Source organism: Tardiphaga sp. 866_E4_N1_4 (assembly GCF_052076075.1).
Taxonomy (GTDB): Bacteria; Pseudomonadota; Alphaproteobacteria; order Rhizobiales; family Xanthobacteraceae; genus Tardiphaga; species Tardiphaga robiniae.
In genome coordinates, this window is record NZ_CP197242.1 from 6,898,440 (window position 1) to 6,913,662 (window position 15,223).

The following is a 15,223-nucleotide window of genomic DNA, read 5'->3' on the forward strand; positions in this document are numbered from 1 at the left end:
AGCTTGCGTCGATCAAGCCTTGAGCCAGTCGTCGAGATGGATCGCTCCGATGCGCGCGCCGGCATCGGGCGTCAGGGAGCGATCATTGATCGGCGTGCCGAAATAACCCACGTGGATGTCGGCGATGACCTGGCGTGGGTCCTGCTTTGCCGTCAGATATTTGCGCCCTAGTGCGTCGAGCGGGAGCGGTTCGGGCCCGGCCACCTCGACGACGCCGTTCATTGGGGTGCCCAAGGCCAGGTCCACCATGGCGGCTGCCACGTCCGCAGATGCGATGGGCTGGATCAGGGCCGGCGCCAGGCGAATCACGTCGCCGTCCACGCCGCCTTGCACGATGGCGGGGATGAATTCGAAGAACTGCGTCGCCCGCAGGATCGTGTAGGGCATTCCAGACGCCTTGATGAGATCCTCCTGGGCCAGCTTGGCGCGGAAATAGCCGCTGGCCTGAAGGCGCTCGGTCCCGACCACAGACAGGGCCAGATGATGCTGGACGCCTGCGGCTTTTTCCGCCGCGAGCAGGTTGCGACTGGATGTCTGAAAGAAGTCCATCACCGGCCCGTCCTCGAATGATGGCGAATTCGCCACGTCGATGACGACGTTTGTCCCGGACATGGCCTCGGCCAGTCCTTCCCGCGTCAGCGTGTTGACGCCCGTCGACGGCGAGGCGGCGAAGACCTTATGGCCCGGTTTGTTCAAGCCGCTCACGACCTGCGTACCGATGAGGCCGCTACCTCCAATGACGACGACTTTCATGATATTTTCTCCCTTTCACACGGTGACGATCGTGTGGGCGGACCATGCGCCGCGGCGCACTGGAAGGCTTTGCCGCAACCTTCGTTTTCTCTTGAGTTTCGCTTGGATGTTCGTTCAGAAAGGGCCGGCTGACACGTCACCGCCGATGGCGCGCGACCGGCCAGCTTGTGGGGGCGGTTCTGTTGCCTCCTGAAGGTCTTGACGGTTCATTGCCGCCGGCCGAAAACGCAGGCAGTCATGGAGCGCCGAGTGCCGTATCTGTTCGCAGGCTATGTCCTCGACCCCGACCGCAGAGAGTTGTCGCATGGCAGCGACAAGGTGGCGATCACGCCGCAGGCTTTCGACCTGCTGCTGCATCTGGTGAAGAACCGCGACCACGTCGTCAGCAAGGATGCCCTTCTCGATGCCGTGTGGGCGGGACGGATCGTGTCCGAATCGACGCTGGCCAGTCACATCAATGCGGTACGCAAGGCGCTGGGCGATAGCGGCGATGAACAGCGGCTGCTGAAGACGGTGGCGCGCAAGGGATTTCGCTTCGTCGGCGATGTGACCGAGACGGCAATGCCGGCGCAGTCTGACGCGGCGGTTGCCGATCACGCCACATCGACGGCGAATCCGAACGCCGCGCTGACGTTGCCCGATCGGCCGTCGATCGCAGTATTGCCGTTCCTCAATCTGAGCGGCGATCCGCAGCAGGACTATTTCGTCGATGGCATGGTCGAGGACATCATCCTCGCACTGTCGCGGCTTCGCTGGCTGTTCGTCATCGCCCGCAATTCCAGTTTCACGTTTAAAGGCCGTGCTGTGGACGTCCGCGAGGTCGGGCGCGAACTTGGCGTGCGCTATGTACTGGAAGGCAGCGTGCGCCGTGTGGCGAACCGCGTGCGCATCACCGGACAGCTCGTCGATACCACCACGGGCATGCATCTGTGGGGCGAGCGCTTCGAGAGCGTCGTCGATGACATCTTCGATCTGCAGGACCAGGTCACGGAAAGCGTCGTGGGCGCTATCGCGCCGCAGCTTGAATTTGCGGAGATCGAACGCGCCAAGCGGAAGCCGACCGAAAGCCTCGACGCCTATGATTACTACCTGCGCGGACTGGCGAATTTTCATGTGTCGACGCGCGATGGGATCGATGCGGCATTGGCGAATTTCTACAAAGCCATCGAGCTCGATCCCGACTTCGCTGCGGCCTATGGGATGGCTGCGGGATGCTTCTACTGGCGCAAGATGAATCGCTGGCTTTCCGATCGTGTGGCTGACGGGCGTGAAGCGGCGCTGCTTGCCGAACGCGCCGTCACCCTCGGAAAGAACGATGCGGTGGCGCTGACACGCGGCGGCCATGCCTGGCCGCATTTCGGCGGGGACCTGCATGCCTGCGTCGCCTATGTCGATCGTGCGCTGGTGCTCAATCCCAATCTCTCGACGATCTGGTATCTCGGGGGCTATCAGCGCGTCTCGCTCGGCGAGCACGACGAGGCCATCACCTATTTTTCACGCGCCATGCGGCTCAGTCCGCTCGATCCCGAGACATTCCAGATGCATACGGGAATCGCGATGTCGCATCTCTATTCGCGACGCTTTGATACCGCGCTCGATTGCTTGCGGGAGGCGTCGCGCGAGGTGCCGAACATTCTCCGTGTTGCTGCATTTCAGGCGGCCGCGCATGCTCTGGGTGGGCGAATGGAAGAGGCGCGTGAGGCGATGGGCCATGTGCGCCGGCTCGATCCCACATTGCGGCTCAGCAATATTGACGACTGGCTGCTGGTGCGGCGACCGCAGGACTTCGCACTTGCATCGGAAGGCCTGCGCAAAGCCGGCCTTCCGGAATGAGCCTGCCTGAAAGATAAAATTCCCGGCGACATTACCAACATCTCATACTCCCGCCCTGTTTGTTGCAGCTTGCGCCTGCTAGAACAGGGGATGAAGTCCAGAACCTTCCATTTCCGCACGTCCCGAGCGTGACCCGTGACGGCTATCGGTAAACTGTTTCGCACGACGGCCTTCCGGTTGACGTTGGCCTATCTGCTGCTGTTCGCGCTATTTGCAGCATCGCTGCTCGGCTATTTCGCCTGGAATACACACCGGCTGATCAACGATCAGATCACGACCACGGTCGATGACGAAATGACCGAGCTGAGCGATCTGTTCGGGCGGCGCGGCTTGCGGGGAATCGTGGGCGCCATCGAGAACCGGGCGCTGCGTCCTGGCGCCAACCTCTATCTGATCACGACACCGGCGGGTCAATCCATCGCCGGCAACGTGTCCTCACTGGCGCCTGGCGTGATGGCGACCACGGGCTGGTCCGAGACCGCCTATCGCCGGCTCGACGATCCCGACTCGTCCAACCATCGCGCACTGGTGAAGGTGACGCAATTGAGCAGCGGCTTCCGGCTGCTGATCGGCCATGATCTCGAAGAACGCCGGCGCCTGTTCGACATCGTCGGCGATGCCGCAAAGTGGTCGGTGTTGATCGTCGTTGTCCTTGGACTCGGCGGCGGCATCTTCGTCGCCAGCCGCGTGCTGCGGCGGATCGACGCCATGACCGGCACCACCCAGCGCATCATGGCGGGTGATCTCTCCGGCCGTCTGCCGGTCGGACGCAGCGGCGACGAACTCGACCGGCTCGCGGAAAATCTCAATGCCATGCTGGAGCGCATTGAAGCGCTGATGACAGGGCTGAAGGAAGTCTCGGACAATATAGCCCATGACCTCAAGACGCCGCTCACGCGGCTGCGCAATCGGGCGGAGGAGGCGCTGGCGCGATCCAGCAACGAGGCCGAATATCGCGCGGCGCTGGAACGCACCATCGAGGAATCCGATGGCTTGATCCGGACCTTCAATGCGCTGCTGATGATCGCACGTGCGGAATCAGGACAGGCGCGCGGCAATATGGACAATTTCGACGCTGCTGAAGTGGCCGAGGGCATCCACGAGCTCTATGAACCGCTTGCCGAAGACAGCGATCTTACGCTGACCGTCAAGACCGCGGCTGCGCCGCTGCGCGGCAATCGCGAACTGATCAGCCAGGCGCTCGCCAATCTCGTCGAAAACGCCATCAAATATGGCAAACCTGCGATCACGGACGAGAATGCCGATAGCGCGGGCGCCGCGGCTGCCAAGGACATCGTGATCGAGGCGCGGCGCGAGGGCGATCAGGTGCTGCTTAGCGTGTCCGATCATGGTCCAGGCATTCCCGAAGCCGATCGGAAACATGCAGTGGAGCGCTTCGTGCGGCTGGAAGCGAGCCGCACATTGCCCGGTTCCGGCCTCGGTCTCAGTCTTGCATCTGCCGTGGCCACGCTGCACGGCGGTGAATTGCAGCTGGGCGACAATCATCCAGGGTTGCGGGTCACGCTGGCGCTGCCCGCAGTGGCAGCCGAAGGCCTTGCGGGTCAAACGGGGAATGTGCCACAGAAGTCGGCATGACCTCAGCCGCAACAGGCGAGGGCCAGCTCCCGCTGGCCGCGCAATTCGTCAGCGGACCGCAGCTGTTCGCTCCCGCCGATGCCGAGCAGCGCTTCGGCGAATGGCTCGCCGATATCGCGCCGGACGATGCCGCCGCGTTTCGTGCGATCACCGAACAATTTCCGCACGCCAGGGCGATCCTGCTCGGCATTGCCGAGGCGTCGCCCTATCTGTTCGATCTGATCCGTGCCGATGCCGCACGTGCATTGCGGCTGCTGCATTGCGATCCCGATCGCCATCTTACCACTCTGATCGCTGAGACTTCGGCGAATGTCGCTGCCGCCGGCGGCGATCCCGATGTCATGCATCTGCTGCGACGCATGAAATCCGAAGCGGCCTTGTTGATTGCGCTGTGCGATATCGGTGGCGTCTGGCCGGTGATGCGCGTCACGCGGGCGCTGACCGATCTCGCTGTGTCCTCCGTCCAGACGACGGTGCGTTATCTGCTGCGCCAGGACATGGCACGCAAGCGCATCCTGCCGCCGGATCCCGAGAATCCGGAGCAGGGCAGCGGCCTGATTGTGCTGGCGATGGGCAAGATGGGCGCCGGCGAACTGAACTATTCCAGCGACATAGACCTCATCGTTTTCTTCGATCTCGAAGCGCATACGCTGGCCGAGGATATCGAGCCGAATTCATTCTTCGTGCGCATCGCGCAGGGCGTGTCGCGGCTGCTGCAGCAGCGCACCGGCGACGGCTATGTGTTCCGCGTCGATCTGCGGCTGCGACCCGATCCCGCCTCGACGCCGGTAGCGGTCTCGACCGCGTCGGCGCTGCATTACTATGAGCGCGAGGGGCGCACATGGGAGCGCGCGGCAATGATCAAGGCGTTTCCTTGCGCCGGCGATTTCAAGGCCGGCGAGGCGCTGCTGGCCGAGATCGCGCCTTTCGTCTGGCGCAAGCATCTGGATTTCGCCGCGCTGGCCGATGTCCATGACATGAAACGGCAGATGCAGACGTTTCGCGGGCAGAATGAAATCTCCGTCGAGGGCCACAATGTCAAGGTCGGGCGTGGTGGCATCCGCGAGATCGAGTTCTTCGCCCAGACCCAGCAGTTGATTGCCGGCGGACGCCATCCCGAATTGCGCGTGCGGCCGACGCTGGAGGCGCTGAATATTCTCGCTGCCAGCAACTGGATCACCTTCGAGGCGCGCAATGAACTGACGCTCGCCTATGAATTCCTGCGCAGTGTCGAGCATCGGCTGCAGATGGTGGCCGACGAACAGACTCACTCGCTGCCCGACGACGTCGGCGCCATGGAACGCTTTGCGCGCTTCTTCGGCTATGACAGTCGTGAAGCCTTCGCCAGTGATTTGCTCGGGCATCTCAATTGCGTGCAGGGGCATTATGGCCGCCTGTTCGAGGGCGACCCCACCGATAACGTCCATCTTCCGGCGGTCGACTATAAAGCGGGCGCGACGGATCAGCGACTGCTCGAACATTTCACCAAGCTCGGTTTCCGCAAGCCGGCCATGGTGGCGGAGACGGTGCAGCACTGGATGACGGATGACTATCGCGCGCTCAAATATGAGGGCACGCGGCAGGCATTCATGGAATTCGTGCCTTCGCTGATCGTCGGGCTGGCCGATGCCGAGGAGCCAGATCTTGCGGTCGTCGCGTTCGATCGCTTCCTGCAGGCGTTGCAGCGCGGCGGCCGGCTGATCTCGCTGCTCAGCCAGAACCGCGATCTCGTCGCGCTGGTGGCGCTCGTGCTCGGCGCGGCGCCGCGTCTGGGTGACATGCTGGCGCGGCAACCGCAGATCATGGATGGGCTCATCGATCCGCGCTTCTTCGGCGCCATGCCGGACCAGCGCGAATTGTCGACGCGGCTGGCGGCGACCCTCGAAGACGCCAATTCCTATGAAGAGTTTCTCGATCGTCTGAGGCTGTTCGGGCAGGAGAGCCTGTTCCTGATCGGCACGCGCATTCTGTCGGGCACCGTGTCGGCGCAGCAGGCGGGCATCGCTTTCGCCGACGTCGCCGAAGGCATCGCGCATACGCTGCATGGACTGGTGCTCGATCAGTTCGTCGCCCAGCACGGCCGCATCAAGGATCAGCAGACCGCCATCGTGGCCATGGGCAAGCTCGGCAGCCGCGAGATGACGGCGGCGTCGGATCTCGATCTGATTTTGATTTACGACTTCGATCACGACGCGCCGGACTCAGATGGACCGCGCCCGCTGCACGGTGCGCAATATTTCGCGCGGCTGACGCAGCGCCTGATCAGCGCCTTCACCACGCGCACTAATTATGGCGTGCTCTACGAGGTCGATATGCGGCTTCGCCCGTCGGGCCGGGCAGGACCGCTGGCGTCGCGCATCGATTCCTTCGCTGAATATCAGGAGACCGAGGCCTGGACCTGGGAGCACATGGCGCTGACGCGCGCGCGGGTGATTTCGGCGACGCCCGCGTTCCGCGAGAAGATCGAATTGGTCATCCGCGACGTGCTGACGCGTCCACGTGAAACCACGATCATCGCCAACGACGTTGCCGAGATGCGTCAGGCCATCGCCGAGGAGAAGGGCGAAGACGATATCTGGGACCTGAAACATGCCGCGGGCGGCATGGTCGATATCGAATTCATCGCGCAATATCTGCAGCTGGTGCATGCCGCAGAGAAGCCCGAGATCCTCAGCATCAGCACGCAACAGGTGCTGGAGAACGCGGCGCGGCTGGGCGTTCTGCCGCCAGCCGCCGCCGATGTGCTGCGGCCGGCGGTGCGGCTCTATCACGACCTCACGCAGGTGCTGCGGCTATGCGTGAGCGACAAGTTCAAGCCGGAGACCGCAGGCACCGATCTGTTGCGCATACTCGCACGCGTGAGCAACGAGCCCGACTTCTCCTCGCTGCAAGCGCGGGTGCGCGATATGCAGGCCGACGTGCGGCAGGTGTTCCGCGCTGTTGTCGAAGGTCGGACATAGACGTATCTGCCGCGCTGTGTGGCGGGCATGCGAGTTGTGTGTGACCGGCTGCGCATGATCTCGCGTGAACGGCTGGATAGATTCTAAACGCGCCGCATTGTGACCGCACCCTGACCTCCTGTAGGTCCGCATCTCGTTTGCCGATGACATGCGGCTTGAGATGTTGCAGCTGCCTGCGCCCGAATGTCGCAGCGTCGGCGATGTCGTCATGCATCAGCACTGAAATGAAACCGCCGATATGGAGTCCGCATGCAGGTTCTAGGCTTCCGCGCTGCTATCGTTGCTTTTGCCTTGGTCGCTGCATTTGCTCCGAACGGGACCAAGGCGGATGAAATCTCTCTGATCGAAAAGTCACTTCCCGGAGAGGGGCAGCGCCCGCAAGCGATCGTTGTCGGCCCTGATGGGAATTTGTGGGTGACGGAAGTCATCAAGCACCAGATTTTTCGGGTCACGCCAAACGGTGAGATGAGTTCCTTTCGCGTTCCGGGCGATCAGGTCGGAGTTATTCAGGGGATCACCTCTGGCCCTGACGGCAATCTTTGGTTCACGTCACGCGAAGAGAACGCCATTCGCCGGATCTCGACCAAAGGGGAATTCAACGGGACATTTGCGATTCCCTCACAGGCCACGACACCCACGAAATTCAACACGGGATCATGGCCGCGCGGCATTACGGTCGGTCCGGACGGCCAGATCTGGTTCGCGGAAATGGCGGCGAACAAGATCGGCCGCGTGACGCTGACCGGTGAGTTTTCAGAGTTCGCAATCCCGACGGAAAATGCCGAAGCCTATGGTGTGGTGACAGGCCCCGATCAGAATTTGTGGTTCACGGAAAGCGGTGCCGGAAAGATAGGACGACTCGACGTCAAGACAGGAAAGATCACGGAATTTCCGCTCGGCAATCCGAAGTCACGCCCGCGCGACATTACGGTCGGGCCCGATGGTCATCTCTGGTTTTCCATGAATGGCTCCGATCACATCGGCAGAATTTCTATGGCTGGGGAGATCAAGGAATTTCCATTGCCGGCAGAGACGCGCCCCATTGGTATAGCCGCGGGAGCCGATGGCAATGTCTGGTTCAGCGCTTTCAAATCTCACAAGATCGGCCGCATCACGCCGACAGGTGAAGTTTCGTTCTTCGATCTCAAGACGGAGAACGCACAGCCCTTCGGCATGACGAAAGGGCCGAACGGCGTGGTCTGGTTCACGTCTCAGGCCAATCAGGTCGGACACGTTGACATCACGGCGAAGCGTCAGTGATGATCGTGATAGCGCGCCGCAAGGGCGCGCGAGCGCGCTGCTATCCAAGCTGACAGTCTGCAGGGTTCCAGAGTAAAATGAAGTCCTGCAGAATTCATCGTCTGTGTCAAATCGCATGCGCGCGGTAGCGAGTTGCATGCGGCATTCCGCGTATGAAGCGGCGTGAAGCATTAGATAGAATCTAGATGCGCCGCATTGTGACCGCACCATGTCATCCTGTAGGCCCCATTGAGTTAGTCGACAGAAGTCGACGAAGTTTTTTGGGGCGACTGATTCAATGACGCGCAGAACTACACTTCGCAAGAAAACCCTTTTGGCTGCCGTGAGCGCATTCGCGTTATTGCTTGATGCCGACGCAACGGTTGTTGCGCAGACCTCGCAAGCGCTGCCCGCCGTTGAAGTGCATGCGCCGACGCCGCGTGCGGTCCGTCGTGTCGCGCCGCGCCGAAATGCCGCAGTCACGCCGCGTGCGACGCCGCGGCCGGTGGAGCGTCGCACACCGACGACGCCCCCGACTGGCATGATCGGCTCGCTGCCGGCGGCTTATGCCGGCGGGCAGGTCGCATCCGGCAGCCAGGTTGGTTTGCTCGGTAATCGCGGCGTAATGGATACGCCGTTCAACCAGACGAGCTACACGGCGCAGACGATTCAGGATCAGCAGGCGCGTAAGCTCGACGACGTGTTCGCGAACGATCCGTCGGTGCGTGTCACCGTGCCGCGTCTCAGCGGTTTTGATCAATTGAATATTCGCGGCTTCAGCGTGTCCAGCACGGCTTACGGGCTGAACGGACTTTACGGTATCGCGTCGGCGTTCTCGCTCTCGTCGCTGTCAGCCATCGAACGCGTGGAAGTTCTGAAGGGGCCGTCAGCCCTGCTGAATGGCATGCCGCCCGGCGGTGGCGGCGTCGGCGGCAGCGTCAATCTGGTGACCAAGCGGGCGGGCGACGTGCCGCTTGCGCAGATCACGAACACCTATTCGTCGCGGTCGCAATTTGGCACGCAACTGGATGTCGGCCAGAGATTCGGCGAGTTCAAGGAATTCGGCGTTCGCTTCAATGGCAGCTACAAGGACGGTGCCACGGAACTTGCCAATCAGAACCAGGAAGTCGGCAATGCGTTTGTCGGGCTAGACTATCGCGGCGAGCGGGTGCGCCTCTCAGCCGATATCGGCTACGAGAACAACAATGCCACCGCGATGACGCGCTTCGTCGATCTCGGCAATCTCACGGCACTACCAGCAGCGCCGGACGCTCGCGCGAACTACATGCCGAACTGGGGCTTCTGGAATTCGGAATCGCGTTACGCGCTCGTCCAGGGTGAAGTGGATATCACCGAGAATCTCACGGCCTATGCCCAGGCAGGTATCGGCACCAGCAACACGCGATATCTTTATTCCGATATCCGGATGGACAGTCTGAACGGCAACTTCAACGGGACGCCGAGGCGTAACAACCAGAAGCACGAGCGGACGGCGGCCCAGGCGGGCTTCCGCGCGAATGTCGACACCGGGCCGATCAACCACTCCATCAATTTCAACGTAGCGACAGCGGAAGCCGAGACGGGTATTCTCAACGTCTCGGGAGCGCTGTTCAGGTCGAACCTGTACAATCCGCGTCAAAGTCCCTTCCCGAACGTGGACGTCGGCGCGCCTCGCAAAACTTCCGGCACGGACCAGTCCAGTTTCGGTGTTGCCGATACCATGTCGATCTGGAACAACCGGATCCAGCTCACCGTCGGTGTCAGGCACCAATATGTGGATTCGGAATCGTTCGCCATGGGCACGGGAACGAGGACCGGCGGTTACGATGCATCGGCGACGACACCAGCCTATGCGCTCGTCATCAAGCCGCTGGAGAATGTCTCGGTCTATGCCAACTATATCGAGGCGCTGGAAACAGGCTCGATTGTCGGCGAGAGCTTTGCCAATGCCGGACAGGTGCTGTCGCCATACCGGTCGACGCAGCATGAGATGGGCGTCAAGATCGACTGGGGAAGGATCACGACCACGGTGAGCGCCTTCGACATCATGCGCCCATTCCAGATTGTTGATCGTCCGACCAATACCGTATCGCAGGGAGGCGAAAGCCGGAACCGCGGCGTTGAAATCAACGCTTTCGGTGAGGTGACCGAGGGGCTGCGCCTGCTCGGCGGTGTGATGTTCCTCGACGCACGACAGGAGAAGACGGAGAGAGGGGCATATGATGGTTTGCGTACCTTCAACGTTCCTGACACGCAGTTCAATCTTGGCGGCGAATGGGATGTGCCGTTCCTGCGCGGGCTGACGGTGACCGGCCGCGCGATCCATACGGGCGGATATTTTACGGATCAGGCGAACAAGGTCTCCGGTGCGAGCTGGACACGTTATGACGCGGGGGCTCGCTATACGTTTGCCTCACCCTGGAACAGCAAGCCTGTGGTGATCAGATTCTCGGTCGAGAATCTGCTCGACAGCAACTACTGGCAGGCAGCGACCAATGATGGATACGTAATCCTTGGCGCGCCGCGCACCTATCTCGTCTCGACGACCTTCAACTTCTAGGCTTGGCGAAGTGCGTCCCGGACGCGGTGTATCGTGATGACACGCGCCGCGCCCGGGACTGTCTTCGAACACTGATCCGCTTGAACCAGACTCTGCGCTGCTTGAGAGACGTGTATCGCAGTTCCTACTGCTCCGGCTTGACCTTGCCGATCTCGACGACCGTCTTCCAGCGGGCGAGTTCTTTTTCCAGGAAGCTCTGAAATTCCGCGCTCGTATTGGCGACGACCTCGAAGCCGCTATCGGTCAGCCGCTTCTTGAGATCGGGCGAGGTGAGGGCGGTGGTGATCGATGTTTCGAGCTTGGTCTTCACATCGGCCGGAAGGCCCTTGGGCGCGACGAAGGCCTGCCACGAATAGATATTGAGATCGTCGACGCCGACTTCCTTCATGGTCGGCGTCTGCGGGAATGAATCGGAGCGCGTGTCACTGGTAACGGCCAGAATTTTCATCTTGCCGCCTCGGATGTAGTTTGCGACTGCGCCGAGATTCTGGAAGGAGACGTCGACATGTCCGCCCATCAGGTCCGTATGAGCCTGCGAGCCGCCCTTGTAGGGCGTATGGATACCGGTGGTCCCCGTCTTCTGCCAGAACAACACGGCCGTCAGATGGTCGGACGAGCCCACGCCCGATGAGGCGAACGTGACCTTGTCGGGATTCTTCTTAAGATAGTCGATGAGTTCCTGGACGGTATTGGCCGGGAAATCGGGGCGCGTGATCAGCACGTTGGGATTGCGCACAGCGACACTCAGCAGATCGAAATTCTGGAGCGGGTGATAGCCTGGGTCCTTGTAAAGCACCGGATTGATCGCGATGACTCCGATCGAGCCCACCATCAGTGTGTAGCCATCCGGCTTTGAGCGAGCGAGTTGCGTTGCGCCGATGGAGCCGTTGGCGCCGGGTTTGTTCTCGATGATGAAGGACTGCCCGAAGCTTTCCTGCATCTTTTGCGTGGTCATGCGCGCTGTCGTATCGCTTGCTCCGCCGGCGGTGAAAGGCACGATCACCGTGACGGATTTTGAGGGATAGTCTTGCGCGACTGCCATGCCCGGCACTGTCAGACAGAATGCCGCCGCGGCGAGATGGCTCAGTTTCATCGTCGTTTCCTCCACTGGAATGCTTTTGTTTATTGAACAGGCGACAATCTCCGTGTCGCTCTTGTCTGGACGGCTCCTCCATGCGCTGAAGAGCAGTGTGGTTCGTGAGTTCAGGAATTCCCTTCAATCAGCAGCCGCTACAGTCTTGTTGGCAAATACTTCGCAGATGGTGGCTTTGAAAATTGATAGGTCACACGAGAAAGAACAGCGGTCCCAGTCCAGACCGCCCGTATCGACGCGCCAATATAGCGACCTGCAACCTTTAGTATAGGTGCGGGCGGGGGCCTCCCAAGCGGCCATTTGACGCTTGAGTGTCATGCCATGGGAGTTGGCTCGGCCGGGTCAGCGGTAAGCAATCGACGCCTAGGCGGCCTCGGAGATTTCCGCTGGCCTGTGTCTGCCGCGGAGCGGGATGGTGACGCAGACCACGGTGCCGGTGCCGAGCTTGGAGCGCAGCTTCATCGATCCGCCATGCAGGTTGGTCAGCGATTTGGCGATAGCCAGGCCGAGGCCCGAGCCGTGATAGGTCTTGGCGAGCTGGCTCTCGACCTGTTCGAACGGGCGTCCCAGACGCTTCAGCGACTGCGGGGCGATGCCGATACCACTATCGGCGATCATCAGTGCGACGGAGTCGCGCAGCACGCGGCTGCGCACGGTGACACGGCCGCCATCGGGTGTGAACTTCACGGCATTCGAGAGCAGATTGACCAGGATCTGCTTGATGGCGCGGCGGTCGGCCACCACCGGTGCATCAGCCGCGATGTCGGCGCTGAGTGTCAGATTCTTGTCGTCGGCGCGGCCGGAGACGACACGCAGCGCTTCGGATAGCGTCTGTCCGAGATCGAGCGGCTCAAGGTCCAGCTGCATGCGACCTGCCTCAATCTTCGACATATCGAGAATGTCATTGATGACTTCGAGCAGGTAGTGACCGCTGGTGAGAATGTCGTGGCAGTATTCGGCATATTTGTCGGAGCCGAGATTGCCGAACATGCCGCTGCCCATGATTTCCGAGAAGCCGATAATGGCATTCAGCGGCGTGCGCAGTTCGTGGCTCATATTGGCCAGGAATTTCGACTTGGTCTGGTTGGCTTCCTCGGCGCGGTTCTTCTCGTCGGAGTATTTCTGCGCGAGGTCCGCAAGTTCGAGCGCCTGTTTCTCCAGCGCAGCCTGGGAGTGCTTGAGATCGATGACGCTGGCGCGAAGGCGCAGATCGTTGTCGACCAGCTTGTGCTCGTGCTCCTTGATGCGGGTGATGTCGGTTCCGACGGAAACATAGCCGCCGTCCTTGGTGCGGCGCTCGCTGATATGCAGCCAGCTGCCGTCCTCGATCTGCGCTTCGAAGGTCCGGGCGCCAGGGGCTGCAGCGCCGGATTCCGCGAGACGCGAGCGGACCTCGGGCATGCTGCCGACTTCGAGCACGGTCTCGTAGGACGTTCCCGGCGACACCGCCGAGTCCGGCAGCTTATGCAGGCGCTGGAAATGCGAGTTGCAGAGCACTAGGCGATCTTCCGCGTCCCATAGCACGAAGGCTTCGGGAATGGTCTCGATGGCGTCGCGCAGCCGGACGTCGGCCTCGACGGTCTTCTCGGCGAGGCTCTTCTGTTCGGTGACGTCGATGGCGATGCCGATCAGGTGCTGGCTGCCATCGTTCTGGCCCTGCGCGAGTTCGCAGCGCAATTGCAGCCAGATCCAGTGGCCGTTGCTGTGCTGCATGCGGAAGGTCTGGTCGATGTGATCAATCTTGAACGAAATCAATTGATCGGCGATCTCGAACAGGTTGATGTCGTCGGATTGTACCAGCGCGTTGACTTCGCCGAAGGTCAGCAGGTCGCTGCGGCTGTCGAGGCCCAGCATGGTGAACATCGACTGCGACCAGAAGATGCGGCCGCGCGACAGATCCCAGTCCCACAATCCGCAGCGGCCGCGATTGAGGGCGGTGTCGATGCGGCCGCGTACGGCGTCGTTGATCGCGTCGCCCTCGCGGGCACGGGTCGATTGCCAGTGGAAGGCGAAGCCGAGGATCAGCACCACGAAGCCGGTGGTGGCCGAGAGCGTGATCGACAGCGCGGAGTCCGAGCGCCAGATCGGCTCGTTATTCTCCTGAATGACGACCACCTGACCCGGCAGCGCCTTGACGATGCGACGGGTGGCCAATGCATGGCTGTTGTCGGGCAGCTTCACATCGACAACGTCGGTGCGTTGACCCTGCGCAGCCATGGTCTGCGTTGCGCTGAGGACGTCGAGGATGCGATTGGCGTCGCCCGGTGGCAGGTCGATCGGCACACGCGCGAGAATGCTCTGATCGGCACCCAGCACGATGACGTGGCGTCCCCCCGCGATCCCCCAGGATGGAATCAAACTGGGCAGCAGGCTCTGCAGGCGCTCGACGGCAGCAGAACGATCCTGACGGATGGTGCCGTTGCGTTCGAGACGCTCGGCGAGCAGATCGGCGAGCGCTGCGAGATCGCGCTTCATCGATGCCTGCTTCTGCCGGCTCTGATCGACCACCTGCACGAAGGCGCCGAAGAAGATCGTAATGAGAAAAGCGATGATAAGTGTAGGGACGGCCCGGCGAAGTGCCGGCTCTGCGATCAGCAGCCTGTGATAGGCCGGTTTCGCGATAGACTGCGCCAATCCTTTGATCGAATCGGATTGGACGCATGCGTTGTCCGCATGCGCACGCGCCATACCTAAGCCCCCTCGAAGAATCTCGCCTGCGTCGCTCGAAACAACCGCCCCGCCACTTCGAATCGCAAGACCAATAAGAATCCACTTTGCCAGGGCTGTCGAGAGTCAACGAAACGTTAACGTGAAATAAATCGTATCCACCGGAGAATTTCATCACTGTTCGGTACTTGCATGAGTCCGAAACAGGAACGCCGCGCATGAGAATCACGCGCGGCGTTGAAATCAATGACTCGCAGAACGCGCGTTACAACGTGACCACGATCTTGCCGAGATGCTTGTTTGCTTCCATGTGGTCGAACGCCGTTCCGATGTTGTCGAATGTGTAGACCTTGTCGATCGGCAGTTTCAGTTGGCCCGCTTCGACGGCGGGCCAGATGTCCGCACGCACCGCGCTGAAGATGTCGCGAATCTCCTGCAGTGACCTCGTGCGGAACGTCACGCCGATATAGTTGATGCGGCGTGCGGCATGGAGATCGAAATTGAAATCGCCATGCGTGCCGC

Annotated in this window: 9 protein-coding genes; 5 read left to right on the forward strand and 4 right to left on the reverse strand. The window is 61.3% G+C overall.

Going from position 1 to position 15,223, the window contains the following annotated elements; translation table 11 throughout:
* Positions 1-12: 12 nt before the first annotated feature.
* The gene (locus AB8B20_RS32855; RefSeq protein ID WP_439071211.1) at positions 13-753 is read right to left on the reverse strand and encodes an SDR family oxidoreductase; all 741 of its coding nucleotides are present in this window, start codon (positions 751-753) and stop codon (positions 13-15) included.
* A gap of 249 nt (positions 754-1,002) precedes the next feature.
* On the opposite strand from AB8B20_RS32855, the gene AB8B20_RS32860 reads away from it, so the two are divergent.
* The 5 genes from AB8B20_RS32860 to AB8B20_RS32880 all read left to right on the forward strand — a co-directional run bounded on the left by AB8B20_RS32860 (position 1,003) and on the right by AB8B20_RS32880 (position 10,941).
* Positions 1,003-2,586 carry a winged helix-turn-helix domain-containing tetratricopeptide repeat protein gene (locus AB8B20_RS32860; protein ID WP_439071212.1) on the forward strand — a complete coding sequence of 528 codons (1,584 nt, stop codon included), beginning with the start codon at positions 1,003-1,005 and terminating at the stop codon, positions 2,584-2,586.
* A 135-nt stretch (positions 2,587-2,721) separates the two neighbouring features.
* Positions 2,722-4,182 (forward strand): sensor histidine kinase, encoded by a 1,461-nt coding sequence (locus AB8B20_RS32865; protein ID WP_093758959.1) that lies wholly within the window; start codon positions 2,722-2,724, stop codon positions 4,180-4,182.
* Positions 4,179-7,142, forward strand: coding sequence for a bifunctional [glutamine synthetase] adenylyltransferase/[glutamine synthetase]-adenylyl-L-tyrosine phosphorylase (locus tag AB8B20_RS32870; RefSeq protein ID WP_439071213.1), 2,964 nt, complete (start codon positions 4,179-4,181; stop codon positions 7,140-7,142). Before AB8B20_RS32865 ends, AB8B20_RS32870 begins: the two co-directional genes overlap by 4 nt.
* 249 nt (positions 7,143-7,391) lie before the next feature.
* On the forward strand, positions 7,392-8,402 hold the full coding sequence (locus AB8B20_RS32875; RefSeq protein ID WP_439071214.1) for a Vgb family protein: 1,011 nt from the start codon (positions 7,392-7,394) through the stop codon (positions 8,400-8,402).
* Positions 8,403-8,679: 277 nt separating this feature from the next.
* A complete protein-coding gene (locus AB8B20_RS32880; RefSeq protein WP_439071215.1) occupies positions 8,680-10,941 on the forward strand; it encodes a TonB-dependent receptor in 2,262 nt (753 codons plus the stop codon).
* Positions 10,942-11,065: 124 nt separating this feature from the next.
* Here AB8B20_RS32880 and AB8B20_RS32885 read toward each other — a convergent pair whose 3' ends face one another.
* The 3 genes from AB8B20_RS32885 to AB8B20_RS32895 all read right to left on the reverse strand — a co-directional run.
* Positions 11,066-12,034, reverse strand: coding sequence for a Bug family tripartite tricarboxylate transporter substrate binding protein (locus tag AB8B20_RS32885; RefSeq protein WP_439071216.1), 969 nt, complete (start codon positions 12,032-12,034; stop codon positions 11,066-11,068).
* A 363-nt stretch (positions 12,035-12,397) separates the two neighbouring features.
* Positions 12,398-14,722 carry a PAS domain-containing sensor histidine kinase gene (locus AB8B20_RS32890; RefSeq protein WP_093758955.1) on the reverse strand — a complete coding sequence of 775 codons (2,325 nt, stop codon included), beginning with the start codon at positions 14,720-14,722 and terminating at the stop codon, positions 12,398-12,400.
* A gap of 244 nt (positions 14,723-14,966) precedes the next feature.
* On the reverse strand, positions 14,967-15,223 hold a 257-nt coding region (locus AB8B20_RS32895), incomplete at its 5' end, for a zinc-binding dehydrogenase (protein WP_441253341.1).

What these genes read in the sequence shown, in the direction of transcription:
- AB8B20_RS32890 (WP_093758955.1), bottom strand. Translation starts at nt 14,722, where the DNA reads ATGGCGCGTGCGCATGCGGACAACGCATGCGTCCAATCCGATTCGATC.
- AB8B20_RS32885 (WP_439071216.1), bottom strand. Translation starts at nt 12,034, where the DNA reads ATGAAACTGAGCCATCTCGCCGCGGCGGCATTCTGTCTGACAGTGCCG.
- AB8B20_RS32880 (WP_439071215.1), top strand. Translation starts at nt 8,680, where the DNA reads ATGACGCGCAGAACTACACTTCGCAAGAAAACCCTTTTGGCTGCCGTG.
- AB8B20_RS32855 (WP_439071211.1), bottom strand. Translation starts at nt 753, where the DNA reads ATGAAAGTCGTCGTCATTGGAGGTAGCGGCCTCATCGGTACGCAGGTC.
- AB8B20_RS32875 (WP_439071214.1), top strand. Translation starts at nt 7,392, where the DNA reads ATGCAGGTTCTAGGCTTCCGCGCTGCTATCGTTGCTTTTGCCTTGGTC.
- AB8B20_RS32870 (WP_439071213.1), top strand. Translation starts at nt 4,179, where the DNA reads ATGACCTCAGCCGCAACAGGCGAGGGCCAGCTCCCGCTGGCCGCGCAA.